The sequence below is a fragment of the Halorubrum luteum genome (assembly GCF_054652935.1).
In genome coordinates this window covers 909,076-933,375 of record NZ_BAAIGT010000002.1, presented here as the reverse complement: position 1 = coordinate 933,375, position 24,300 = coordinate 909,076, and the positions used below count along the sequence as shown (strand labels likewise).

Below are 24,300 nucleotides of genomic sequence, written 5' to 3'. Positions count from 1 at the left end.
GATTTTTGCTGACCCGGTATCACAATGAACACTGACGGGGCTGGACGAGAAAACGAGGGGGTGTCGTCACGTGTCCAGAACGGTATCGAGCGGGTGCTCCGTGAGCCACCAACGATGGAACACGTCCTGCTGCTTCTGTTTCTCGGGGTCGGAACGTACATGTACCTCGGTGCGGACGAGTTTGCCGAGGCCGCGGCCGTGTTTCCTCGAGTGTTGTCGGCAGCGACCATCGTCCTGTCAGCCGCACTTCTCGTGAGAAACTACCTTCCCGGTCCGCTCCGGCGCGTCGTCGCAGAGCCGATGCAGTTGGCGGGCGAAGAGGATCTGACCGGAGATATCCCCGACGACGAGGAAGCGGCCGGGACGTACAGCTACGACATCGACGACCCACGCGGACCGGCGGTTGTCGGTGTGTTGTGCGTCGGATACATGCTGTTGACGTTCAGTATCGGTATGCTGTACTCGACACCCGTGTTCGTGGCTGCGTATGCGTTGTGGGCAGGGATGGAGCGAAAACGACTGGTCGCGTTGACGCTGCTCAGCTTCATCGTTGCCTACCTCTTTTTCGCGGTGATCTCACCGGACATCGCTGAGGGATGGCTGACGGGTTGGGAGCTGCCGGTACCCGAACTCCTCGTCGGTACGCCGATCGATGCCGTCGGAACCCTGATCGACGCCGTCGCCACGACTATCGACACTGGCGGAGAAACGATCGAACACACGGGTGAGAGCGGATGAGCGTTTCAACCCTGTTTGCAGCTCTCGGTGCGCTTCTCACGATTGATACGATGTTTTGGGTGATCGCCGGCGTCATGGTCGGTATCGTCGTCGGGGCGCTCCCCGGACTCGGTCCGCCGCTCGGTATGGCGATCATCCTTCCACTGACCATTCCGCTTACACCGGCGGACGCGATCATTCTCCTGATCGGCGTGTACAGCGGCTCGATGTACGGAGGCTCGATCGCGGCCATCCTCATCAACACGCCGGGCGTGTCGTCGTCGGCTGCGACGATGTTTGACGGTTACCCGATGTCCAAGCAAGGGAAAGCAGCAACTGCGCTGTCGATCTCCGCTACTGCGTCGGCGTTCGCCGGGCTGTTCACCATCACGACGTTGTTGCTGTTCTCACCGGTGCTGATCGAGGTCGTCCTCGCTGTTGGGACTCCCGAGCGGTTCCTTGTTGCAGTCCTCGGACTGGCGATGATAACCGTCATCACCCGCGGTTCGATCGCGAAGGGGTTGCTGGCGGGGGCGACGGGACTGTTGGTGACCGTGGTCGGCTCCGCTCCCATGACGCTCGACCGGCGATACGCCGAAACGCTGCTTTTGTACGATGGTATCGACTTCGTCGCCGTCCTGATCGGACTGTTCGCGATCGCCGAGATGATGAAACTCGCCGGACAAGAGGGCGGAATCGCCGAGGACGATGTGGTCATCGGTGGCAACATCCTCGATGGCGTCAAGACGACGCTACAACGACCATACCTCTCGATCAAGTCCGGCATGATAGGGCTGTTCGTGGGGGCGATTCCCGGTGCCGGAGCGACCGTCTCAAACTTCGTGGCCTACTCCGAGGCTGTTCGAAGCTCCGACGACCCGGACTCGTTCGGCAGCGGAAACGCCGACGGCGTGATCGCCTCCGAATCGTCGAACAACGGGACGGTTGCGGGATCGCTCGTCCCGGCGATCTCGTTCGGCATTCCCGGCTCCTCGTCGACGGCCGTGTTGATCGGTGGCCTGCTGATGCACGGCCTTCGTCCTGGTCCGAGCATGTTCCAAGTCGACGGCGAACTCCAGTTAACGTACACGATGCTTCTCGCGCTGCTGGTCGGTAACGTGATCATCCTCGCGTTCGGACTCTCGGCAGTCACCCGACTGGGATACCTCACGAAGATCGACACTGACTACATCATCCCGATGGTCGTCGTACTTTCGTTCCTGGGGACGTACGCGCTCAGAGTGAATCCGATCGACATCCTCACGATCATCGTTTTCGGAGTAATCGGCTTCTACATGGTCCGGTACAACTACTCCGTTATCGCATTCGTGTTGGGAGTCGTCCTCGGCGATATCGCCGAGGGGAACCTGTATCGTTCGTTACAGCTGTCCGACGGGTCGTGGATGATATTTATCGACCCGTTCACCTACGGTCGGTGGCTCTCACCGATCCTCGTGGTGATGATCTGTGCGATACTGTTCGGCCCGTTCATAAAAGGGTGGATCGACGAACGGCGTGGGTGACGAGGGAGCCTCCGCTCGAGGCCGGAGAGCTGTCCCGGACGGGAATCATCAAAGCCGGTTCGGGCTGGAGATGACTTTCCGCTCGGCGACGCGTTCCGCAAACCCTTATGCAACGGAACGACGATCCGCAGCTATATGAGCGAACTCCCGGACGACTTCGACTGCACCATCACCAACTGGGAGTACATTTACGGCCTCTGTCGCACCGTCTCAGACGACGTGAAGCGGGCCGATTTCGAGCCGGACGTCGTCGTGGCGCTCGCGCGTGGCGGCTGGTTCGCGGGTCGGTGTCTCTGTGACTTCCTCGGGTTGGACGACCTCACGAGCCTCAAGATGGAGCATTACGTCGGCACGGGTGTCAAAGCGGACGAACCGCAGATCCGATATCCGATGCCCGAAGGGAGCGTCGAGGGCAAAGACGTGCTCATCATCGACGACATCGCCGACACCGGCGGGTCGATCCGTCGCGCACAGGAGTACGTCGAGGAGCGCGGTGCCGCCGAGATCCGCACCGCGACGCTCCAGCTGCTACAGACCTCCGAGTTCGAGCCCGACTTCGTGGGCGAGCAGCTCGAGGAGTGGACGTGGGTCGTCTACCCGTGGAACTTCCTCGAGGACATGATCGACCTGACCTCCGGCGCGATGGAGCGGGCCGACGAGGAGACGTTCGACCGGGAGTCGATCCGGCACTACCTCGACGAGTATCACGACATCGACCGCATCGGCATGGAGATCGCCCAGCCCGGCCGCCTCGACGAGATCCTCTCGGAGATGGAGCGACGTGACGTGGTCGAGACGGTCCGTGACGACGCGTGGACGCTCGCGGAGTGATGGACGCTCGCGGAGGGATTTCCGGGAGAGGTGTGCGATGAGCGGACCCGGAGACTCCGATCGGGGAGACGATAAGAAGGCCGACGACAACGACCGCAACGCCGACACCGATGGCCACGCCGACGACATCCTAGACGCGATCGTCAACGCGTACGACCTGAAAGACGAGCGACGCACTGGCTGGCAGCTCCGCGGCGTCGACGATCCGGAGACGGTCGCCGCACACTCGTGGGGCGTCGCGTATCTCGTACTCGCGCTCGGGGATCGGTTTCGCGAGGAGTTGCCCGACGTCGACCTCGACCGGGCGCTCCGGCTCGCGGTCGTGCACGACGTCGCCGAGGCGGAAACCGGGGACGTGGCGACCCGCGCGGACGACACCGTCGACGGCGTCGATCGGGAGGCGAAGACGCGGGCCGAACGCGCCGCGATGACGGCGCTGGCGGGGCCGCTTCCGGATCGCGTCCGCGACGCCTGGGAGGCGTACGAGCGCCGTGACACACCGGAGGCCGTGCTCGTCAAGGAGTGTGACCTGCTCGACACCTGTCTACAGGCCGTACTGTACGAGCGCGACGACCGATACGATCCGATCGACGGGGATCCGGACGCCTTCCGCGAGTACGACGACCTCGACGAGTTCTTCGCGACGACCGCGACGCGGCTCCGGACTGAGACCGGACGGGCGCTGTTCGCGCGGCTCCGGGATCGGTATCGGCGCGAACGGGGTGCCGATCGATCGCGGTCGAGTCGAGAACCGGAAGGTACGTAATCGTGGAACCTGAACCGGCCGGTGAACACGGAATGGACGACCGCGAACAGGAGACGGCGCACGACGCGGAACCAGTGGGTGGAGACGACAGTGCGCGGTCCGTCGGGGACGACACTACGCGACCCGTCGGGGACGTGGTCGTCGCGTACTGGACCGGGCTCGACCGCGGATGGCAGGCGCTCTGGTTCGGACTCCTGATCGTCGTCGCACACGTGGTCGTCCAGCCGTTCTGATGGGAGTGATCGGCGCGGCTCGACCGTACCTCCCCGGTCTCGCAATACTCGGCGTCGGAGCGCTGGCCGCACATCTCATCGCGGACGTCGTCGCCGGACTCCAGCCGCTGGTCGTCGCCGTCGCGGTCGGCGTGGTCGTCGGCAACCTGCTCGGCGTCCCCGAAGCCGCGGAGTCGGGCGTCGGCGTCCACAAGCTCTTCTTGGAGACCGGCATCGTGCTGCTCGGCGCGGCGGTCGTGGTCGAGGAGTTCCTCGCTGCGGGTCCGACAGTCCTCGGGCTCGTTGTCGCTGCGGTCGCGGGAGGCGTCCTCCTCGCGGAGGGAGTCGCACGCCTCCTTTTCGGGCTCGAGGGCGAGACGCCGTCGCTGCTTGCCGCCGGGGCGAGCATCTGTGGCGTCTCCGCGGTCGTCGCCGTCGGGAGAGTGCTGGACGCGAGAGGGTCGGCGCTCACGTTCGCCGCGGCGACGATCCTGATCTTCGACGCCGTCACGCTCGTGGCGTTCCCGATCGCGGGCGAGTGGCTCGACCTTTCGGCGAGACAGTTCGGCGTCTGGGCCGGCGTGAGCATGTTCTCGACCGGACCGGTCGCGGCCGCCGGATTCGCTCACTCCGCGGAGGCGGGCCAATGGGCCACCGTGACGAAGCTCGCCCGTAACTCCCTTTTAGGCGGGGTCGCGATCGCCTACTCGATGGCGTACGCCGCACGCTCCGCGACGGAGCCGGGCGTCCGGAAGCTGTGGGCGGAGTTCCCGAAGTTCCTGCTCGGCTTCCTCCTCGTCGCCGCCGTCGCCAACGCAGGCGTGTTGTCTCCGACCGCGCTCGACTCGATCGGCGTGGCGTCCGACCTCCTGTTCACGCTCGCGTTCGTCGGACTCGGCCTCTCGATCCGGCTCCGCGAGATGCGCCGGGTCGGAGCCGCGCCGCTCGGCGCGGTGCTCGTCCACCTCCTCGTCGTGAGCGCGCTCGCGCTCGTCGCGGTCCGGCTGTTGTTATGATCTCCCCGAACACGGCTGCCACTCGCTTATAAGGCTCGCCGGGACGGAGAGTCGTCCATGCTCGACCTGTCGCTTACGGTCACCGCGGAGAACGACTCGCTCCGGTTCGCTCTGGCCGTCACGAACCCGGCGACGGAGCCGGTGACGCTCACGTTCCGGACTGGCCAGCGAGCGGAGTTCACCGTCAACGAGGCGGACGACGAAGCGAGCGGCGAGGCGGACGACGGAGTCGTGTGGCGCTACGGCGAGGGACGGCTGTTCACGCAGGCGATCGAGACGGAAACGCTCGATCCGGGTGAGACGGCGACGTACGCGGCGACGTGGACGGACCCCTCGACGGGACGGTACCGCGTCATCGGCGAGCTGCTCGCCGAGGAGGCGACGGGGACCGCGGTGACGACGGTTACGGTTTCGTAGCCGGCCGCTTTCTCACAGATACTCGGTGAAGTCGACGTCTCCTGCGCTCGGCTCGCGGTCGCCCGTGATACCGTCGCGGATCGCGTCGGCGACGGCCGCCGGGTCGGCGTCGGTCGTATCGATCTCGTACACGTTCTCCAGGCCGTGTTCGGCGACTGCCTCCGAGAGGATCACGTCGAGCGCCTCCGACTCCGCGTTCTCTCGCGCTTTCGCGTCAGGCTCGCCGCGCTCGCGAAGCCGGCGTTCGAGCGTCTCGGGGTGACACCGCAACACCACGACGCGGTCGACGTCGAAACGGTGTGCGAGGTGCGAATCGAGCACGCCGGACCAGTCGCCGAGCCGGTCGGCGACCGCGTCGAGGTCGGCGACGACGGTGTCGCGCTCGTCGTCGCGTTCGGTCCACAGCGACGCATCCCCGGTGATCAGGTCGTTGAGATGGATCACGTCGTACTCGTCTTCGAGTAGCTCCGTCGCGGTCGATTTTCCCGTTCCGGGCGTCCCGGTCACCGCGACGCGGTCAGGGATCGGTGACGCCGCGTCGGAGTCGGGGATCTCACCGCTCACGCGTGAACACCCAGCTCCAGCTCCGCAAGCGTCTCGTTGAGCCGCTCCACCGCGACCTTCGTCCCCTCCCGGGTGCCGGTCGAGATCCGGACGCAGCTCGGGAGGCCGAAGGAGCTGCAGTCGCGGACGATCACGCCGTTTCGCTGGGCGGCCTCCGCGACACGCTCGGCGTCGCCGACGTCCGCGAGCACGAAGTTGCCGGCGGAGTCGTACGTGTGTGCGTCGAGCTCGGCGGCGATGTACTCGCGGGCCCAGCGCGCGGTGTCGATGCTGTTCGAGACGTGGTCGTCGTCGTCGAGCGCGGCCAGCGCGGCCCGACACGCGATCTCGCTCGCGGCGAACGGCGTATTGACGCGGGCGTACGCGTCGCCCCACGCCGTCGGGACGACCGCGTAGCCGACCCGCAGCCCGGCGAGGCCGTACGCTTTCGAGAACGTCCGGAGGACGGCGACGTCGTCGCGGTCGTCGAGGAGGCGCACGGCGCTGTCGAGTTCCGCGAACTCCCCGTACGCCTCGTCGACGACGACGAGCGTTTCCGGAGCGGTTGCGTCCGCGAGCGTCCGGATCTCGTCGAGCCCCATCACGGAGCCCGTCGGGTTGTGCGGCGAGGTGACGTACACCATCCGCTCGCCGGCGTAGGAGTCGAGCACGCCTTCGGCGGTCTGAGCGAAGTCGTCCTCGGCGGAGACGGGGTACGTGTTCACCTCGCCGTGGTGGTAGCGTGCGGACATCCCGTAGTACGCGAACCCGGGATCGGGAACGAGGATCTCGTCGTCGGGCTCGAGCATGGCACGCGAGAGGTAGTCGATGGAGCCGTCCGCCCCGGGCGAGAGCCACACCTGTTCGTCGTCGACGTCCCACCGCTCGGCGATCCGGGCGGTGAGATCGGTGTGTGAGGCTTTCGGGTAGACGCTGATCCCGTCGGCGTGGTCGCGGATCGCGGCGACGGCGTCCGGGCTCGCGCCGTGCGGGTTCTCGTTCGACGAGAGCTTGATGAGGTCGTCGGGATCGAGTCCGAGGTCGCGAGCGACCTCCTCAACCCCCCGACCGGGCACGTACGCGGAGTGCGATGAGAGATCCCGTGGGTGCATACCCGTGCTCGGCGACCGCCGGCCTTAAGAGTGATTGAACGGCTCGACGGTCCGAGCGAGCGAACCGGACGGTCCATTGGAGCCCGATCCGTCGATCGGCATCGCCCGCTTATAAGGTTCGGCGGTCCCAGCAGCGAATATGAGCCTGATCCATTCGGTCATGTGGTCGATCCACGTCGGCTTCGCGATCCTCTGGACCGGAAGCGTGCTGTTCGTGACTGCGGCGGTGCTCCCGCCCGCGACCCGGGGCGAGATCGGGGCCGAGGCGCTCACGTACGTCGTCGGACGGCTGCGGTGGATCACCCGCATCTCCGCGGTGGCGTTCGTCGTCTCCGGCGGCCATATGGCCGGAAACGTGTACACGGTCGAGACGCTCACGGGGACCGGAAGCGGCCACCTCGTGTTGACGATGATCGCCCTCTGGCTCGTGATAACGGGGCTCGTCGAGGCGGCCGGCGGTACGGTGGTCGGCGGCCTCGACGCCGGAACGCCGGGCGAGGCAGCTCGCGAGGCGAAAACGCTATTCTACGTGGCGACCGCACTCTCGGTCGTGCTGATCGCCACCGCCGGTCTGCTGGCGAACCCGTTCGGAGTGTAGCCCACGGCGAGCATCGCGGGATCGATGCGGGTTACCGTTCTCGAAGTCCCGCCTCGCTGAGCGCGTCGTTGAGGTCCGTGCGGACGCGCTCGCCAGTCTCCCGGTCCATCGCCGTGGTGACGATCCGGTTCTCCTGAACGCTCGATCCATCACGGAGCAGCAGTCGGACGTTGCCGTTCGTCCCGGCGCGGGTCGCCTTCGCTCTGAGCCCGGTCCGGGAGCCGGTGCCGCCGGCGTCGATCGGCCCGGGAACGATCTTCTTGACGTGCGGATGTTCGGCGACCGTCCCGACCGCCTTTCGCCCCTTTCGGCCGCCGATCAGCGTCGAGTGGGACCCGCCGATCTTCTCTCTGGGCGGCGTCTCGACGACCTCCAGTGCGCGGTCGCCGCGACGGTCGAGCACCCACTCGACGGCGTCGTCGTCCGGCACGCGGTAGAACTCGTGGTGGATCTGTGCGCGCGTCTCCCGGAGCGGAGCGCGTTCGCCGGCGGCGTACACCGTCTCGGGACGTTTCCGCCGGATCTCGTCGGCGACCCGTCCGGCGAAGTTTCGCAGTTGAACCTCCGTTAACCGTTCGGCACGCTCCGGTCGCGTCGTCACCGTCGTCGTTCCGACGACCCGGTCCTCGTCGAGGATCGTGAGCTGGGCGCGGTCCGAATCGAATTCGACGACGACGGCGTCCGCGTTGGCGGTGTTGCAAGTGAGACAGTAGTCCCCGGGCTTCTCGATCGGGGTCCCACACCGCCGACAGTTCATATCGAACCACAGCAGCGTCGCGAATATAAGGGCGTTCGTTCGGAGAAGTCGATCAGGGTATTTATCACCGAAACCGGAGCAATCCGGACGTAGCGATGGATCGATCGGCCGGGTCGCCACCCTTCGGAGCGTTCGCTCGCTGCGTCGCGGTCCTGACGCTCGGGCTCGCGCTAGTGGCGATGACGGTCGGGGGGGCCGCGACCGTCGACGCGGCTGCCGCCGACGTGGTCGCTGACGGGACGACGGCTGAACCCGAGGTGAGGACGCTGCCGCTCGCCGACGCGGGACTCGACCAGACGGTGACGGAGGGAACCACCGTTCATCTCGACGGGAGCGGTTCGCGAGCGCCCGACGGCGTGATCGAGCGGTACGAGTGGGAGGTGGCGGACTCCGACGGGAAGGAGATCCACCGGTCGAGCGGCGATGCGCCGACAACGTCGTTCGACGTCTCGTCGACCGGCGGCTACGAGGCGACGCTCGTCGTGATCGACGACGCCGGGCGGTCGGACGCCGACACCCTGTTCATCGAGGTCGAGCCGGCGGACGCACGGGGCGGTGAGGATGCGATCGACCCCGACGCGGTGGACCCCGACGCGGTGGACCCCGATGCAACGATCGTGAATGCGGGATATCGCCGACTCGTTGACGTCGACGTGACACATGAGATCGTCGAGCGCCGAACCGAGTCGGTGACCGTCGGTTCCGCCACGAAACGCGATCTGGCGTTCCGTCGGGGGTACAGGATCGCCGACGTGCTGACGGAGCCGGTGTTCGCGATCGAGCGTCGAACGGACCCAGCATCCGGAGCGGACGGGTGGACGAGAATCCACGAGACGACGGAGATCCGACGGGCGATGCTCGCGAAACAGCACGCGGATCTCAGGGTCGATTACGACACCGGGACGGTCGATCGGCGGTGGCGGATGGAGCGGCGCGTCGAGATCGACCGAGGGTACGTCGACGAGCTCGAGGACTCACACGAACACGTCCGAACGGAAGTGGCGGTGACAGCAGAGATGGTTGCTGTCGTCGACGACACCGGAGAGCGCGTCGACCTCGGCGTACACGGGTTCAGCTTCGCCTTCGAGGACCACCGGTCCGAGTCGGTGCTGCGAGCAAACGCGAGAGCGGCCGTCGACCGGAGCGACTGTGAGGTGGACGACGGAGCCGCCACCTGCACGGTCGAAGCCGGGTGACCGGTACGTCGAAGCCGAGAGCCACGTCGTGACGAGCCTATTCGAGACACGCCGCGACGACGCGCAACGCCGCCTCACCGCGGACTTCATCGGCGAGCAGCGGCACGCGTTTGACCGCTCGACCGCGGAACAGCTCCGTCGCACGCTGAAGCGCCGCCTGTTGTACGTCCCAGCGCCGTGCACAGAACTCGCAGTGTTCGGGATCGGGCTCGACGATCCACTCCGGATCGACGTCGGCGACGTCGGAGACACTCTCCATCACCCGGTTGACGACGAGGGTGGAGACCGGAATGCCGAACTCGTCGAGTCGGTCGACGAGCCGCTCGGACTCGATCACGCTCATCTCCTCGGGGATCATCACGACTCGGAAGTCGGTTTTTTCAGGGTTCCGCAACACCGATCTGAGACGCTCGATACGCGCTCTGAGCTCGTCGAGGTCGGCGGAGGGGTCCGTCTCGCCGCCGCCGAACATCCCTTTTAACCCCTCCATCATCCCGGAGAACTGCTGGCGGAGCTTCAGCACGCGACCGATCATCGAGTCCATGATCTCCGGCAGTTGGAGGAGACGGAGCGTGTGGCCCGTGGGCGCGGTGTCGACGACGACGCGATCGAACCGAGGGTCGTCGAGATACTCCAACAGCTGTCGCATCGCGGCCGCCTCGTCGGCACCGGGCATCGGCCCGCCGAAAAGCGATCCGGGGGCGTCGGCCATCCCCTCGGCGGCATCTTCGGCCATGCCCCCCATGCCGCCGAGCCCGCCCATCGCGTCGCCCATCTCTCCCATCCCGCCGAGGGGGTCGCCGTCGCCGCCGAACAGTCCGTCCTCCATCGCGGCGTCCGGGTCGATCTCGACCGCAAAAAGCGGGATCTCCTCGCGGATCCGGGTCGGCTCCGCGGGCACGTCGACCTCGAACGTGTCCGACAGCGAGTGTGCGGGGTCCGTGGAGACGACGAGAGTGCGAACGCCCCCCGCGGCCGAGGAGAGCCCCGTTGCGGCCGCCATCGTCGTCTTCCCGACGCCGCCTTTCCCGCCGTACAGTACGTAATCGGGCGCGTCGACGCCCTGGGGCAGGTTCGCGTTCACCTCCGCGTCGACGCTCGCCGCGTCGTCGACGCGCTCCACCGGCTCGACGTCGATCTCGTCCATGCGTGCCAGTCGTAGCGGGCCGTTTGTGTACCCGTCGGTCTCGCGGTCCGGCGTCGTCGGCCCGGTTGCTCGACGACGACGGGGATGACTCGGCGGATCCGGCCGACGCACGAGGGTTTAAGTCGGTTCCGGCGTCCGAACCGGTATGACGGAGCTCACTTGCTACGCCTGCGACGAGTCGGTCCCCGTGCCGACGGCCCCGGACTCGCCGACGGGGCTTCCGACGCCGCGATGCGACTGTGGCGAGCCGCGGTGGTTCGACGCGGACCCGGATCGGCTCGACGCCCTGACGTGGCCGACCGACCTCGACGACCGCATGTGGGCGTTCCCGGAGCTGCTTCCCGTCGACCCACCGTCGTCGGGGATGACGACCGCGCCGGGCGGGACGCCGCTGGTCCGGACCCCGGAGCTGGACGCGTTCGCCGGCGCGCGCGTCTCGGTCAAAGACGAGGGCCGGAATCCGACCGGCTCGTTCAAGGACCGTGGAAGCGCGGTCGGCGTCGCGCTTGCTGCCGACGCGGGAGCCGACGCCGTCGGGACCGTCTCGCACGGCAACATGGCGATCTCCACGGCGGCGATGGCGGCCGCGCTCGGCCTCGACTGTGTCGTCTGTGTCCCCGCAAACATCCCGGAGGAGCGGCTCGGGAACATCGCGCGGTTCGGGCCCCGGATCGTTCGCGTCGACGGCGACTACGGCCGCCTGTATCACGAGGCGCTGTCGATCGGCGCGGAGCGGGGCGTCCCGTTCGTGAACTCCGACACGCCGGGACGCGTCGCCGGACAGAAAACGACCGTGCTGGAGGTACTCGCGGAGTATCGCGCTCGAAACGACGGAGAGCTCCCGGAGGCGGTCGTGTTGCCGGTCTCCTCCGGCGGTCACGCCTCCGGCGCGTACAAGGGGCTTTGGGAGCTCGTCGACGCCGGACTGGTCGCCGAGGCGGAGCTCCCGCGGCTGTACCTCGTGCAGGCGGCTGCCTGCTCGCCGATCGCGGACGCAGCGGAGCGGGGACTCGACCGTGTGGAGCGCGTCGAGCGGGGCGAGACGATCGCCTACTCGATCGCGAACCCCGACCCGCCGAGCGGCACCCGGGCGCTGTACGGCGCTCGCGACACCGGCGGTGGCGCACTGGCCGTCGACGACGACGCGATCCGGACGGCCCAGCGGCGTCTCGCCGACGACGTGGGGCTGGCGGTCGAGGTCTCCTCCGCGACGTCGCTGGCGGGCGTGAAACGGCTCACAGAACGAGGAGAGATAGCGCCCGACGACGACGTGGTCTGTGTCGCGACGGGCTCCGGATTCAAGGAATCACCGACCGTCGACGTCGACGCGGAGCTCGTCCCGCTTGCGGAGCTCGAGGGAGCGATATGACGAGGCGCCTCACACCCGGATCGGAGACGTGTTCGGATCGGTGAAGTATCATTTACGAAATAGCTAAATCACCGGCGGGCGTCGAACGGGTTCATGGGGAGTAACAGCGGCGCGGCCGAAGACGTGTCGGCGGCGTTCGCCTTTCTCGACAACGATGTCCGACTCGCCATCCTCGAGTCACTGTACGACCGGACCGTCGTCGCCGGGCCTATGACGGAGAGCGCGACCTACTCGGCGATCCGCGAGGACGCCGGTGTCGCCGACAGCGGTCGGTTCAGCTATCATCTCGACAAGCTCACCGATTGGTTCGTCACGAAGACGGACGACGGGTATCAGCTCCGTGAACCCGGTAGGAAGGTGGTCATGCTTCGTCGAACCGGCGTCCTCACCAACGGTCCCACGGTCGAGCCACGACCGGTCGATGCGGCGTGTTATCGCTGCGGATCGACGGTCCAGGTAGGCTACCGACACGGACACCTGATAACGGTGTGTCCGGACTGCCCCGGCCTGTTCACGCGTGAACTCCTTCCGTCCGGAACGCTTACGGCACTCACGTATCCCCCCTCTGGGATAGAGGATGCGGAGACGATCGACGTCGCGTTCGAGCGCGCACATCGTCGCGTCGGTCGGATCCTCTCGATGATGGACGACGGGTTCTGCCCGCGGTGTGGTGGCAGCGTCACGGCGACGCTCGACCCCTGTCGCGATCACGCCGTGCACGAGGACGGGCTCTGTGACGCCTGTGGACTCTGGCATCCCGCGTTCGTTCGGTTCGCGTGTGACGTCTGCGGCCAGCAGCGGATCACGCACCCGCTTCACGCCGCCGCCGATCGACCCCCGGTCGCTGACCGTCTGGACGATCTCGGAGTCGGCGACGGCTGGGACCAGTTCGCCGAGTTGATGCGGTGGCCGGTGACGGTCCGGGACGACGAGGTCGTTTTCACCCCACCGGACGGCGATCGGCTCACGGTGCGTGCACGGTCGGGGCTCGTCGTCGAGTGAGCGCACGCTCCGGGCTGACCGGGGACTGCGTTTCGGGCCGACCGGATGGGGAGCACGCTCCAGTCTCGCCGCCGACCTCCATTTTAAGCGCACGCCGGTACACCGGTCGATACATGAGCGAACTCGTCGACCTCACCGAGCGACTGGTCGCGATCCCGAGCCACGAGGACGAAACCGCAGCCGGCGACGCCATCGAGGCGTGGCTCCGGACGGAGACCGACGCCCGCGTCGAGCGCGACGACGTCGGCAACGTGCTCGCGTACAGGGGTGCGGTCGGGGATCCCGAGGCGACGTCGCTCGCGTTCGTCGGCCATCACGACGTCGTCCCGCCGGCCGAACGGCAGGTCGCGGAGCCGGGACCGGCAGCCGGTGACGACGAAGCGACGAGCGGCGACGGATCGTCCGCGGCGTACGTCGTCGAGCGGCGGGACGGACGGATCTACGGCCGCGGCACGGCGGATATGAAGGGAACGGTGGCGGCGTCGATGCTCGCGTTCCGGGACGCCGAGGTGCCGCCGGGACGGGAGCTGTCGTTCGCGTCGTTCGTCGGCGAGGAGGTCGGCGGCACCGGCGCACGTCACGCTATCGACGCAGGGTTCACTCCGGAGTACGCCGTCATCGGGGAGGGGTCGACGAACTACTCGAAACCCGGCGTCACCGACGTCGTGGTCGCGCATCGGGGCCGTCGAGCGTCGACGCTCGTCGCCGAGGGCGTCAGCGCACACGCCTCCGAACCGGCCGTCGGGGAGAACGCGGTGTACCGCGCGTGTGACGCGGTCGACGTGGTGCGGGAACTGGACGTACCGGCGGCGACCGTGCTCGGCCAGACGGTTCCCGGGTCGATCGCGGTGACGGGGATCGACGGTGGCGAGGAGTGGAACACCGTCCCCGACCGCTGTGAGGTGACGATCGACGAGCGCACGATTCCGGGCGAACGGGTCGACTTAGAGCGCACCGAGGAGATCGACGGCGTGACGTGGACCGTCGATCAGGACCTACCGCCGATGGCGTGTTCGGACGACGCGTTCGCCGACGCGGCGCTCAACGTCGCCCGCGAGGTCCACGCGGAGCTGGGACTCGACCGCCCGGAACACGAGACGAAGCCACACGCGACGGACGCCGGCTGGCTCGCCGACGCGGGAACCGCCTGCGTCGTCTGCGGAGCCTCCGAGCCCGGGCAGGCACATACGGACACCGAGAGCGCGTCGATCGACGTGTTGCGACGCTGCCGGGCGATCCACCGCGGGATCGCCGAGCGGTCGTGGTGAGAGCGACGACGGAGCGGATCCGCCGACCCGTATGGAAGGGGTTTTATGCGCCCCGCGGGAAGTGTGCGCCACTATGGGAGACAAATCGAAGGGCAAAAAGAAGCGTCTGGCCAAAAAGGAGCGCCAGAACACCCGCGTCCCGGCGTGGGTCATGATGAAAACGGATATGAACGTCACGCGAAACCCCAAGCGGCGCAACTGGCGCCGGAACGACCTCGACGAGTAGATGAGCACGAGTGATTTCGAGGAGCGCGTCGTCACCGTCCCGCTCCGCGACGCCAAGGAGAAGCCGGTCCAGCAGCGTGCCGACTACGCCGTGAAGATCGTTCGCGGCCACCTCGCGAAACACTTCTCGGTCGACGAGGAGGACGTGATCCTCGACGCCTCCGTCAACGAGGCGGTGTGGGCGAACGGCCGTCAGAACCCGCCGAGCAAACTGCGCATCCGCGCGGCCCGGTTCGTCGAGGACGGCGACCCCGTCGTCGAAGCCGAACACGCGGAGTAGCGTGTTACGGGCGACCTTCACCGGCTCCTCGTACGTGGGCGTGTTCGCCCGCGTGCTCGATGACCTCCTCCTGGTCAGGCCGGATGTCGACGAAGACCTCGCTGCCGACCTCGGCGCGGAGTTCGACGCCGAGCCGCTGGCGACGACGGTCGGGGGGTCGAACACCGTCGGGTCGCTCGCGGTCGGCAACGAGAACGGGATCCTCCTCTCCGAACGCGCCACCGAACGCGAACGCGAACGTATCGACGACGCGACGGACCGACCGGTCCGAGAGCTCCCGGGCCGGATCAACGCCGCCGGAAACGTCGTCCTCGCGAACGACTACGGCGCGTACGTCCATCCCGACCTCCCGCGTGAATCGATCCGGAGTATAAAGGAGACGCTGGACGTGCCGGTCGAGCGCGGCGCGCTCGGCGGCGTCAGAACCGTCGGCGCCGCGGCGGTCGCGAACGACACGGGTGTGCTGTGTCACCCGAAAGCAAGCGAGTCCGAGCTGCAGGCCGTCGAGGACGCCCTCGACGTGTACGCCGACCTCGGAACGATCAACTACGGCGGCCCGCTCGTCGGCTCCGGGCTCGTCGCCAACGACCACGGGTACGTCGTCGGCGAGGACACCACCGGTCCGGAGCTCGGTCGCATCGAAGAGACGCTCGGCTTCATCGACTGAGCAACCGGTCGGTCCCGATCGCTTCTCCTCGTGAGCGACTCCGCGTTGCGCTCTTCGCCCGTACGATGACGGGCGTCCGTCTCGTGTGCCGACCGAGCCACAGCGACGGATGAGGCGTCACCAGTTTATATACTCTCTCCGAACGCGTTCGGGGTTCGGCCGTACTCATGACAAAAATTGCTGGTACGTGTGACGAACGCCGGGCGTAGAAACGCCGACATTACGGAAAAGAGCCTCGAGAGACGCTGTGAGGGCAGCATATCTCGATCGGCTCGTGGCGTGATCCTCGGAGAGGACGCAAGTGTTGCGCGAGCACGGATGCACCGCCCATGCTTGTCGGTTCGCGAAGGGCTACTATAACGTAATACCAACACGCATTCGATGTCAGATCTAAATGTCTCGCACGAATACTTCACGTGGAAGCTCGTGCAGGACGTGGCGGAGGAGAACGGCTACTTCGAGGCGGAAGGCGTCGATCCCGACCTCTCGTACTTCGCGCCGGGGACCCAGGAGTTCGACGGCGAGAACGCTTACGACGCCGACTGGTGGGACGACATGGACGAGGACGGCGGCACCCACGGCGTCTGCGAGTGGAACGCGGTTCAGGAGGCCTCGGAGACCGACCGCGACATCATCGGCTCCTACAGCGAGTGGGACCGGGTGGTGTTCGTCGACGCCGACGACGACGCCGAGACGATAGACGACCTGCGCGGGCGTTCCGTCGGGATCAACAAGTACGCCACCTCGTTTTACTCCATGCGCGAGATGCTCGAAAACGAGGGATTCGAAAGCGACGAGATCGTCTTGGAACACGTCGGCTCCGCCGAGGACCGGTTCGAGGCGGTAAAGGCGGGTGAGGTCGACTCGATCGCCGTGTTAGAGCCGTTCGTCACGCTCGGTCGCTACGACGAGGAGCTGAAGGAAGTGTTCGACGGTCCGTGCCGCGCCGCCATCACGACTCGCGAACAGCCGGAGCCGGAACAAGTGGAGGGGTTCCTCGGCGCGCTGAACCGCGCGGTCGCCGACATCAACGACGACCTCGACGGATTCACCGACCGCTACGTCGACCTCCTCGAGTCCGAGGCGGCGGACGACGAGGCGTTCGGGGACGTGAACTTCGACCGCCTCCGCGAGGAGTTCGAGCTCCGCGAGTTCCTTCCCGTTCGCGCGCCGGACGAGGATCGGATCGGTGCGACGACGGAGTGGATGCGCGAGAAAGGGTTCGTCCACGACGACGCCGACATCGGCACCGTCGAGGCGGTCGACGGCGACGACGTCCTGCCCGAGGACGAGGCCGGGGGCGACGAGGAGGAGCTCGACGCGGAGGCCACGGCGGACTGATCCGATGGGAACCGACGCCCGTCCCGCCGCAACCGACGCGGACGCGTCAGCAGTCGACCGATCGACGTCCGACGAGGAGCTGCGTGGTCTCGAGGCGTCCGTCGAGGACGTCGACGCCGACTCTCGCGTCTCCGCTGACGGAACCGTTCACGTCGACGAGGCCGACGCCGTCGCCGTCGAGGCTCGCGACCTCACCAAGCGATACGACGAGACGCTCGTCTTCGAGGAGCTCGACCTCCGGGTCTCTCCCGGAGAGGTGTGCTGCCTGCTCGGCCCGTCCGGCTGCGGAAAGACGACCCTGCTCCACCTGCTTGCGGGTCTCGAGCAGCCGACAGACGGCCGCGTCGAGATAGGCGGCGACCCCGTCACCGGCCCCGACTACCGGTGGGGTGTCGTGTTCCAGGATCCTCTCTTATACCCCTGGCTCACGGTCCGTGAGAACGTCGCGATCGGCCCGAAGCTCCGCGGCGAGAAGCCCGACGAGGCGCATATCGACGAACTGATCGAACTGGTTGGCCTCGACGGCTTCGCTGACGCGGACCCCGCGAGCCTCTCCGGGGGGATGGCCCAGCGCGCGTCGCTCGCCCGAACGCTCGCGAACGACCCGGACGTCCTCCTGCTCGACGAGCCGTTCTCGGCGCTCGACCAGCTGACGAAGATGCAGCTACAGGACGAGCTGCTCCGGATCGTCGAGGAGATCGGCGTCACCGCCGTCTTCGTCACTCACGACATCGACGAGGCGGTGTACCTGGGCGACCGCGTGGCGGTGATGGGGACGATACCCGAGGGGATCCGCCACACCGAGCCGATAGCGAGCGAGACACGTGCCCGCGACGACGAGGCGTTCATCGCCGAGCGACGCAGGCTGTTCGAGCAGCTGGAGGAGGTGGGGATCTGATGGGTCGCGATCACCACCGCCACCACCACGCTCACGAGAACGCGTCGGATCCCGTGGCGGGCAGCCACGACGACGTCGATCCCGCGGTCGTGGAGACTGCACGCGAACTGATCGGCGGCGCCGGCTGGCGAAACCCCTCCGAGAAGGCCCGCACGCGTGGACTCTCCAGACGGGAGTTCATGGCGGAGTCGGGGCTCGCGTCGCTCGCGGCCGCGGGGATCGGATCGACCGCGGGCTGTCTCGGCGACGACGACGGACCGCCCACCGCGGAGATCGGCTACCTCCCGATCACGGACGCCGCCCCGTTGCTCGCGGGGTACGCCAACGACCATTTCGCCGACCACGGCGTGACGGCGGCCGAGCCGACGCTGTTCCGCGGCTGGGCCGACCTCGCGGAGGCGTTTCTCTCGGGTGACGTCAACGTGGCACATTTCCTGATGCCGATGACGGTGTGGATGCGGTACGGCGACGAGCTGAGCGCGGACGCGAAGGTCGTCGCGTGGGACCACGTCGACGGCTCCGCGATGACCGTGCAGCCGGATATCGACGCGTGGACCGACCTCGGTGGCGGCACGGTCGCCGTCCCGTTCTGGTACTCGATCCACAACGTCATCCTGCAGATGGCGCTGCGGGAGCACGGGCTCACGCCGCGAACCGACGCCTCGGCGGACACGGTTGCGGACGACGAGGTGAACCTCGTCGTCACCCCCCCGCCGGACATGCCCGCGGCGCTCGACAACGGCTCCATCGAGGGGTACATCGTCGCGGACCCGTTCAACGCCATCGGCGAGCTGGAGGCCGGCGGGAAGATCCTGCGGTTCACCGGCGACGTCTGGCGCGAGCACGCCTGTTGCGTGGTTGTGATGCACGAGGAGCTGATCGAGACGGAGACGGAGTGGACGACTGACGTGCTCCGTGGACTCGTCGACGCCCAGCAGTATCTCCGGGAGAACCGCGCCGATGCGGCCGAACTGCTCTCGGCTGCCGACACCGGACTGCTGCCGCAGGAACCCGAACCGATCCGCCGCTCGTTCAGCCACTACGCCGACCACGACGAGTACGTCGAAACGGGCGCGATCCGGAACGCCGACTGGGAGACCGAGCGGATCGGCTTCTATCCGTACCCGTACCCGTCGTACACCGAGGAGCTGGTCCGACGCATGCGTGAGACGCGTGTGGAAGGCGAGGACGCGTTCCTCGACGACGTATCGCCCGCGACGGTGGCCGAGGACCTCGTCGCGTACGACCCGATCCGCACGGCGCTCGAGGACGCCGGCGGACCGCCCGCGTTCGACGTTCCGGAGGACGATGGCTACGAAAGAACCGAAACGATACGGCTCTGAGCTGGTCGGGGACGCCGGACGGCTGCTGCCGGCGGTCGGACTGCTCGGAGGGTTGGCGGTGTGGTGGGCGGTGACGACGCTCGGCAGCGGCGTCATAACCAGCTTCGCTCCGGCGGCGACGTTCGCGACCCTCGCGGAGCTGGTCGTCTCGCCAGGCTTCTACGACCACGTGGCCGTCAGCGTCTACCGGTTCGGGCTCGCGCTCGCGTTGTGTCTCGCCGCCGGGCTCCCGCTCGGGGTGATCGTGGGGTACTTCCGGTCGGCCGAGCGCGCGACGACGGTGCTGTTCCAGTTCATGCGGATGATATCGCCGCTCGCGTGGTTCCCCATCGCGATCATCGTGTTCGGCGTCGGCACGCGCTCGGCGGTGTTCGTGATGTTCATGGCCGGGATCTGGCCGGTGGTGTTGAACACCGCTCACGGGATCGCGACGCTGGACGACGAGTGGATCACGGTCGGCGAGTCGCTCGGCGGTGACACGCCCGCACTGCTCCGGCGTGTCGTCATTCCGGCGGTTGTCCCCGACATGCTGACGGGGATCCGGCTCAGCGTCGGTATACTCTGGATCATTCTCGTGCCCGCGGAGATGCTCGGCGTCAACACGGGGCTCGGCTACCTGATCCTCGACGCCCGCGACCGGTTCGCGTACGCCGAGATACCCGCGGTGATGCTCGTGATCGGGTTCATCGGCTACTGGCTCGACCTGACGATCCGGTCGCTTCACGATCGCTGGCAGTGGGGATGACTCGAAGCACCTCGGGGCGAGCCGGACAGTCCGCGTTCCGGTCGATGTCTGAGGACGACGAGCACGTGAGCTTTTAGGAAGATACTTCCCTGTCCTTCCCGCATCCATGAGTATGAGTACTTACACGGTGAGTGGACGGTTCCAGAGTCGAGAGGGATACCAAGCGTTCACGAAGGAGATCGAGGCCGAAAACGAGGATCTCGCTCGCGAGCGGATCTACACGAACGTCGGGAGCCAGCACAACCGCAAGCGCACCCAGATCGAGATCGAGGAGGTGTCCGCGGCATGATGGGTGGCGGACAACAGCAGCTACAGCAGCTCTCACAGGAGCTGCAGGCGCTCGACGAGGAGATCGAGGCGCTCGAGGCGGAGATCGCCGACCTGCGCGAGGAGAAATCGGACATCGACGACGCGGTCGAAGCGATCGAGACGCTGGAGACGGGGTCGACGGTGCAGGTCCCGCTCGGCGGCGGCGCATACGTCCGCGCCGAGGTGCAGGATATCGATGAAGTGATCGTCTCGCTCGGCGGCAACTACTCCGCCGAGCAGGAGCAGGATGACGCCATCGACGTCCTCCGACGCAAACAGGAGGCGCTCGACGAGCGCATCGAGGAGACCCGTGAGGACGTCTCCGAGCTGGAGTCCGAGAGCCAGGAGCTCGAACAGCAGGCCCAGCAGATGCAACAGCAGATGCAACAACAGCAGATGCAGCAGATGCAACAGCAGGCGGACGACGAGTGAGGTAGCCGACCGTGTTCGACGGACTGAAGGACAAGCTCAACGGGTTCCGAGAGGACGTCGAGGAGTCGGCCGAGGAGGCCGAACCGGTCGACGCGGAGAGCGACGTCGACGAGGCGTCCCGCGTCGGTGATACGGACGATGTCGGTGACACGGATCCGAGCACGTTCCAGCGCGCGAAAGCGTTCGCAACCGGCCGAATAATCATCGAGGAGGAGGACCTTGAGGAGCCGCTGTGGGACCTCGAGATGGCGCTTCTCGAAAGCGACGTGGAGATGAGCGTCGCCGAACGGATCCTCGATTCCGTCCGTGAGACGATGCTCGGCGAGTCGCGCAAGCAGGTCGAAACGACCGGCGAACTCGTCGAAGAGGCGCTGCACGACGCCCTCCTCGAAGTTATCGCGGTCGGACAGTTCGACTTCGAGGCGCGGATCGCCGAGGCGGAGAAGCCCGTCACGATCGTGTTTACCGGCGTCAACGGTGTCGGCAAGACGACGAGCATCGCGAAGCTCTCCGAGTGGCTCGCCGACCGCGGCTACTCGTCGGTGCTCGCAAACGGCGACACGTATCGAGCGGGCGCGAACGAACAGATACGCGAACACGCCGAGCGGCTCGATCGGGAGCTGATATCCCACGAACAGGGCGGTGACCCGGCGGCCGTCATCTACGACGCGGTCGAGTACGCGGCGGCGAACGACGTCGACGTCGTGCTCGGCGACACCGCCGGACGGCTCCACACCAGCGACGACCTGATGGCACAGCTCGAGAAGATCGACCGGGTCGTCGACCCGGATATGACGCTGTTCGTCGACGAGGCGGTCGCGGGACAGGACGCGGTCAACCGCGCGAGAGAGTTCGACGATGCGGCCGCCATCGACGGTGCGATCCTCACGAAGGCCGACGCGGACTCCTCGGGCGGAGCCGCGATCTCCGTCGCGTACGTCACCGGGAAGCCCATCCTCTTTTTGGGCACCGGACAGGAGTACGACGACCTACGGCGGTTCGACCCCGAGGCGCTCGTCGACAGTCTGCTTGGCGAGGCGTAGACCGCGAACCGAGAAGATATCCCTTCCGCGACCGGTGTGACGAACATGCACGTCGTGATCAGCGGGGTAGCCGGCGGGATCGGTCGACGCGTCGCGAGCGCGCTCGTCGACTCCGGCCACCGGGTGACCGGTCTCGACCGCGACGAGGAGGGAATGGCCTCGCTGCCGGAACCGGTCGACGCTCGGGTCGTCGACCTCACGGAACCGAGCGCGGTCGCGACCGAACTCGACGGCATCGCCGCGGACGTGGTCGTCACGTGTGCGGGATGGTACGCGATCGGCGCACTCGAGGACTGCTCGCCGGACCGGTTTCGCCGGCATCTTGACGCGAACCTCGCGTCGGTGCACGCGGTCGTGCAGCCGCTTTTGGCCACGCTCCGCGACCGCGACGGACGAGTCGTCATCGTCGGATCGACGGTCGGCTCCGTCCCGCTACCGTTTCACGGAGGGTACAGCGCCGCGAAAGCGAGCGTCGCGGCGTACGCCGACGTGTTACGTCGCGAGACGGCCGTATATGGAGTCGACGTGAGCCTGATCGAGCCGGGACCGACGCGGACGGGACTCAACGAGCGTGCGGCGGCAACGCTGTCCGAGGCGGATGCTGCGGACGTCGGCGAGTCGGCATACGCCGAGGCGTACGAGGCGTTCGACCACTACAGCCCCGCATCCGTCGCACCCGAAGCGGTCGCCGAAACCGTCGTCCACGCCGCAACGACGAGCCGCCCGAACGCACGGTATCGGGTTGGGAGGCGGGCGCGCTGGCTCCCGCGACTCGGTGCCGTGACTCCAACCGGCCTCTTCGACCGGCTCGTTCGAGCCGGGATGCCGGACGGCTGGCTCGGTCGGCTGATCGATTGAGCTGAGGGGTGGACGGTTCGGCGCGACCGCAACCGATTTGCGCCGACGGTGAGAGATACCGTGTATGACGCGAGTGTGTCTCGTCGGCGACCCGGAGGTGAGTCTCACGTACGAACTGCTCTCCCGTGAGACCGCCCGTGACGCGCTCGCGACCTACGAGATCCACGAGCCGTTCGCGAACTCCGTCGCCGTCGACACCGTGAGCCTCGGCACCGCGGTTGCACTTTTAAACGATCTCAACTGGTATCTCGTCAGATTCGTCGACGAGGCGTTCGTGCTGGAGCCGTCGATCTCCGAGACCGAGTGGCTCTCCCGCGAGCTCGCAAGCGAGGTCCGCGAGGGTACCCTTCCGCCGGAGGAGACCGATCAGCGACTCAAGCTGTTCGGGCTCGTCGACGGCGAACTCGTCGAGCCGATGTTCGTCCGGCGAATGCAGGGACGGATTCCGGAGTACGACCTCCGCGACGTCGACGACACCGTCGCCGTCCGCGTAAGCGAGTCCGAGTTCGGCGGCTAGGACGCTACCGTACCGACAGGTTGTTTCGAGACGTGCGACACTCTCTCAACCGCATCGGATAAGTGGTCGGCTCCCCAACGGATGGTATGCAGTATCGCGAACTCGGAACTTCTGGGGTCGAAGTGTCGGAGATCGGCTTCGGTGCATGGGTCGTTGGAACCAGCTGGTGGGGCGACCGAAGCGAGGACCAGGCGATCGGAATGGTCGAGAACGCACTCGACGCGGGTGTCACGTACATCGACACGGGAGACGTGTACGGCCACGGCGACAGCGAGGAGATCGTCGGCAAGGCGATCGATGGACGGCGTGAGGAGGTGACGCTCGCGACGAAGATCGGTTACGACTTCTACAACAACCCCCAGGCGGGCCACGGTGAGCTGCCAAAGGAGCTCGACCGCGAGTATCTCACGGAAGCGTTCGAGCGCTCGCTGGACAGACTCGACACCGACCACGTCGACCTGCTCCAGCTCCACAACGCGAACGTCGAGGAAGTGACGCCGGAGGTACGCGACCTCCTGCGCGAGTGGAAAGACGAGGGGCGTGTTCGCGCGCTCGGCTGGGCGCTCGGTCCCTCCATCGGCTGGCTGGCAGAGGGTGACGCCGCCGTCGAATTCGAGGAGTTCGACGCGGTCCAGACCGTCTTTAACCTGTTCGAGCAGGAGCCCGGCCGTCACTTCATCGACACGATCCGGGAGACCGGTTCGGACACCTCCGTCATCGCCCGAGTCCCTCACTCATCCGGGCTCCTCAACGAGCAAGTGACGCCCGGCACCGTCCTTGAGGACGGTGACCACCGCTCACACCGCCCGCAGGAGTGGTACGAGACGGGGTGGGAGAAAGTCGAGGCGATCCGGTTCCTTGAGGACCCGGACCACGCCGACGGTGCCCGTACGATGAGTCAGGCGTCGATCCGCTGGCTGCTTGCCCACGACGAGGTCGCCTCCGTGACGCCGACGTTCCGCGACGGCGACGACATCGCGGAGTGGAGCGCCGCCAGCGACGTCCCGCCCCTCTCCGACGCGGAGTACGAGCGCCTCGAACGGCTGTACGCGCGCAACTTTGACATCGACCGTGACGACGGGATGGACGCGCTCCGAACCTCCGTCGACGGAGAGGATATCGAGGCTGCCGGCCTCGACAAGCAGGCGGCGTCGTACTGACCCGCCCC

General features: G+C 67.0%; 29 protein-coding genes. 25 read left to right on the top strand and 4 right to left on the bottom strand.

The window, feature by feature from the left end; genetic code table 11:
- Positions 1 to 24: 24 nt before the first annotated feature.
- The 7 genes from ACYQ0R_RS04675 (at position 25) to ACYQ0R_RS04645 (ending at position 5,482) form a co-directional block, all read left to right on the top strand.
- Entirely contained in the window at positions 25 to 738 is a 714-nt protein-coding gene (locus ACYQ0R_RS04675) for a tripartite tricarboxylate transporter TctB family protein (RefSeq protein ID WP_459821160.1), read from the top strand.
- Positions 735 to 2,240 (top strand): tripartite tricarboxylate transporter permease, encoded by a 1,506-nt coding sequence (locus ACYQ0R_RS04670; protein WP_459821159.1) that lies wholly within the window; start codon positions 735 to 737, stop codon positions 2,238 to 2,240. The genes ACYQ0R_RS04675 and ACYQ0R_RS04670 overlap by 4 nt, the downstream gene beginning before the upstream one ends.
- A gap of 135 nt (positions 2,241 to 2,375) precedes the next feature.
- Positions 2,376 to 3,071: a phosphoribosyltransferase gene (locus ACYQ0R_RS04665; RefSeq protein WP_459821158.1), complete on the top strand. Its 696-nt coding sequence runs from the start codon at positions 2,376 to 2,378 to the stop codon at positions 3,069 to 3,071.
- A 37-nt stretch (positions 3,072 to 3,108) separates the two neighbouring features.
- Positions 3,109 to 3,837 carry an HD domain-containing protein gene (locus ACYQ0R_RS04660; protein WP_459821157.1) on the top strand — a complete coding sequence of 243 codons (729 nt, stop codon included), beginning with the start codon at positions 3,109 to 3,111 and terminating at the stop codon, positions 3,835 to 3,837.
- A 2-nt stretch (positions 3,838 to 3,839) separates the two neighbouring features.
- Positions 3,840 to 4,070, top strand: coding sequence for a hypothetical protein (locus tag ACYQ0R_RS04655; protein WP_459821156.1), 231 nt, complete (start codon positions 3,840 to 3,842; stop codon positions 4,068 to 4,070).
- Positions 4,070 to 5,065, top strand: a complete 996-nt coding sequence (locus ACYQ0R_RS04650) for a YeiH family protein (RefSeq protein WP_459821155.1) — start codon at positions 4,070 to 4,072, stop codon at positions 5,063 to 5,065. Before ACYQ0R_RS04655 ends, ACYQ0R_RS04650 begins: the two co-directional genes overlap by 1 nt.
- Before the next feature lie 57 nt (positions 5,066 to 5,122).
- Complete coding sequence (locus ACYQ0R_RS04645) at positions 5,123 to 5,482, top strand: BsuPI-related putative proteinase inhibitor (protein ID WP_459821154.1); 360 nt, start codon at positions 5,123 to 5,125, stop codon at positions 5,480 to 5,482.
- Positions 5,483 to 5,494: 12 nt separating this feature from the next.
- Here the strand turns inward: ACYQ0R_RS04645 and ACYQ0R_RS04640 are convergent, their stop codons facing one another.
- Complete coding sequence (locus tag ACYQ0R_RS04640; protein ID WP_459821153.1) at positions 5,495 to 6,046, bottom strand: adenylate kinase family protein; 552 nt, start codon at positions 6,044 to 6,046, stop codon at positions 5,495 to 5,497.
- Positions 6,043 to 7,137, bottom strand: coding sequence for a histidinol-phosphate transaminase (gene hisC, locus ACYQ0R_RS04635; RefSeq protein ID WP_459821152.1), 1,095 nt, complete (start codon positions 7,135 to 7,137; stop codon positions 6,043 to 6,045). The genes ACYQ0R_RS04640 and hisC overlap by 4 nt, the downstream gene beginning before the upstream one ends.
- A gap of 139 nt (positions 7,138 to 7,276) precedes the next feature.
- Between hisC and ACYQ0R_RS04630 the strand changes: the two genes are divergently transcribed.
- On the top strand, positions 7,277 to 7,735 hold the full coding sequence (locus tag ACYQ0R_RS04630) for a transporter (protein WP_459821151.1): 459 nt from the start codon (positions 7,277 to 7,279) through the stop codon (positions 7,733 to 7,735).
- Positions 7,736 to 7,766: 31 nt separating this feature from the next.
- Here ACYQ0R_RS04630 and ACYQ0R_RS04625 read toward each other — a convergent pair whose 3' ends face one another.
- A complete protein-coding gene (locus ACYQ0R_RS04625; protein ID WP_459821150.1) occupies positions 7,767 to 8,492 on the bottom strand; it encodes a DUF2103 domain-containing protein in 726 nt (241 codons plus the stop codon).
- Positions 8,493 to 8,587: 95 nt separating this feature from the next.
- Here ACYQ0R_RS04625 and ACYQ0R_RS04620 point away from each other — a divergent pair, with 95 nt between their 5' ends.
- The gene (locus ACYQ0R_RS04620; protein WP_459821149.1) at positions 8,588 to 9,688 is read left to right on the top strand and encodes a PKD domain-containing protein; all 1,101 of its coding nucleotides are present in this window, start codon (positions 8,588 to 8,590) and stop codon (positions 9,686 to 9,688) included.
- A gap of 37 nt (positions 9,689 to 9,725) precedes the next feature.
- Here the strand turns inward: ACYQ0R_RS04620 and ACYQ0R_RS04615 are convergent, their stop codons facing one another.
- Positions 9,726 to 10,835: an ArsA family ATPase gene (locus ACYQ0R_RS04615; RefSeq protein WP_459821148.1), complete on the bottom strand. Its 1,110-nt coding sequence runs from the start codon at positions 10,833 to 10,835 to the stop codon at positions 9,726 to 9,728.
- Positions 10,836 to 10,980: 145 nt separating this feature from the next.
- Here ACYQ0R_RS04615 and ACYQ0R_RS04610 point away from each other — a divergent pair, with 145 nt between their 5' ends.
- The 16 genes from ACYQ0R_RS04610 (at position 10,981) to ACYQ0R_RS04535 (ending at position 24,292) form a co-directional block, all read left to right on the top strand.
- Positions 10,981 to 12,204: a threonine synthase gene (locus tag ACYQ0R_RS04610; RefSeq protein ID WP_459821147.1), complete on the top strand. Its 1,224-nt coding sequence runs from the start codon at positions 10,981 to 10,983 to the stop codon at positions 12,202 to 12,204.
- Positions 12,205 to 12,297: 93 nt separating this feature from the next.
- The gene (locus ACYQ0R_RS04605; protein WP_459821146.1) at positions 12,298 to 13,206 is read left to right on the top strand and encodes a winged helix-turn-helix domain-containing protein; all 909 of its coding nucleotides are present in this window, start codon (positions 12,298 to 12,300) and stop codon (positions 13,204 to 13,206) included.
- A gap of 113 nt (positions 13,207 to 13,319) precedes the next feature.
- Positions 13,320 to 14,474 (top strand): M20 family metallopeptidase, encoded by a 1,155-nt coding sequence (locus ACYQ0R_RS04600; protein ID WP_459821145.1) that lies wholly within the window; start codon positions 13,320 to 13,322, stop codon positions 14,472 to 14,474.
- A gap of 73 nt (positions 14,475 to 14,547) precedes the next feature.
- Entirely contained in the window at positions 14,548 to 14,700 is a 153-nt protein-coding gene (locus tag ACYQ0R_RS04595; RefSeq protein ID WP_459821144.1) for a 50S ribosomal protein L39e, read from the top strand.
- Positions 14,701 to 14,979: a 50S ribosomal protein L31e gene (locus ACYQ0R_RS04590; RefSeq protein WP_459821143.1), complete on the top strand. Its 279-nt coding sequence runs from the start codon at positions 14,701 to 14,703 to the stop codon at positions 14,977 to 14,979.
- A gap of 1 nt (position 14,980) precedes the next feature.
- Positions 14,981 to 15,646: a translation initiation factor IF-6 gene (locus tag ACYQ0R_RS04585; RefSeq protein ID WP_459821142.1), complete on the top strand. Its 666-nt coding sequence runs from the start codon at positions 14,981 to 14,983 to the stop codon at positions 15,644 to 15,646.
- Positions 15,647 to 16,027: 381 nt separating this feature from the next.
- Positions 16,028 to 16,987, top strand: a complete 960-nt coding sequence (locus tag ACYQ0R_RS04580) for an ABC transporter substrate-binding protein (protein ID WP_459821141.1) — start codon at positions 16,028 to 16,030, stop codon at positions 16,985 to 16,987.
- 4 nt (positions 16,988 to 16,991) lie between these two features.
- Complete coding sequence (locus ACYQ0R_RS04575) at positions 16,992 to 17,885, top strand: ABC transporter ATP-binding protein (protein ID WP_459821140.1); 894 nt, start codon at positions 16,992 to 16,994, stop codon at positions 17,883 to 17,885.
- Entirely contained in the window at positions 17,885 to 19,228 is a 1,344-nt protein-coding gene (locus tag ACYQ0R_RS04570; protein ID WP_459821139.1) for an ABC transporter substrate-binding protein, read from the top strand. Before ACYQ0R_RS04575 ends, ACYQ0R_RS04570 begins: the two co-directional genes overlap by 1 nt.
- On the top strand, positions 19,194 to 19,973 hold the full coding sequence (locus ACYQ0R_RS04565) for an ABC transporter permease (RefSeq protein WP_459821138.1): 780 nt from the start codon (positions 19,194 to 19,196) through the stop codon (positions 19,971 to 19,973). Before ACYQ0R_RS04570 ends, ACYQ0R_RS04565 begins: the two co-directional genes overlap by 35 nt.
- Before the next feature lie 112 nt (positions 19,974 to 20,085).
- Complete coding sequence (gene rpl18a, locus ACYQ0R_RS04560; RefSeq protein ID WP_459821137.1) at positions 20,086 to 20,262, top strand: 50S ribosomal protein L18Ae; 177 nt, start codon at positions 20,086 to 20,088, stop codon at positions 20,260 to 20,262.
- Positions 20,262 to 20,714, top strand: coding sequence for a prefoldin subunit alpha (gene pfdA / locus ACYQ0R_RS04555; RefSeq protein WP_459825673.1), 453 nt, complete (start codon positions 20,262 to 20,264; stop codon positions 20,712 to 20,714). Before rpl18a ends, pfdA begins: the two co-directional genes overlap by 1 nt.
- Before the next feature lie 11 nt (positions 20,715 to 20,725).
- Entirely contained in the window at positions 20,726 to 21,757 is a 1,032-nt protein-coding gene (ftsY, locus tag ACYQ0R_RS04550) for a signal recognition particle-docking protein FtsY (RefSeq protein ID WP_459821136.1), read from the top strand.
- 45 nt (positions 21,758 to 21,802) lie between these two features.
- On the top strand, positions 21,803 to 22,615 hold the full coding sequence (locus ACYQ0R_RS04545) for an SDR family NAD(P)-dependent oxidoreductase (protein ID WP_459821135.1): 813 nt from the start codon (positions 21,803 to 21,805) through the stop codon (positions 22,613 to 22,615).
- 64 nt (positions 22,616 to 22,679) lie between these two features.
- Entirely contained in the window at positions 22,680 to 23,132 is a 453-nt protein-coding gene (locus ACYQ0R_RS04540) for a DUF5804 family protein (protein WP_459821134.1), read from the top strand.
- A gap of 86 nt (positions 23,133 to 23,218) precedes the next feature.
- The gene (locus ACYQ0R_RS04535; protein WP_459821133.1) at positions 23,219 to 24,292 is read left to right on the top strand and encodes an aldo/keto reductase; all 1,074 of its coding nucleotides are present in this window, start codon (positions 23,219 to 23,221) and stop codon (positions 24,290 to 24,292) included.
- The last annotated feature ends 8 nt before the right edge of the window (positions 24,293 to 24,300 follow it).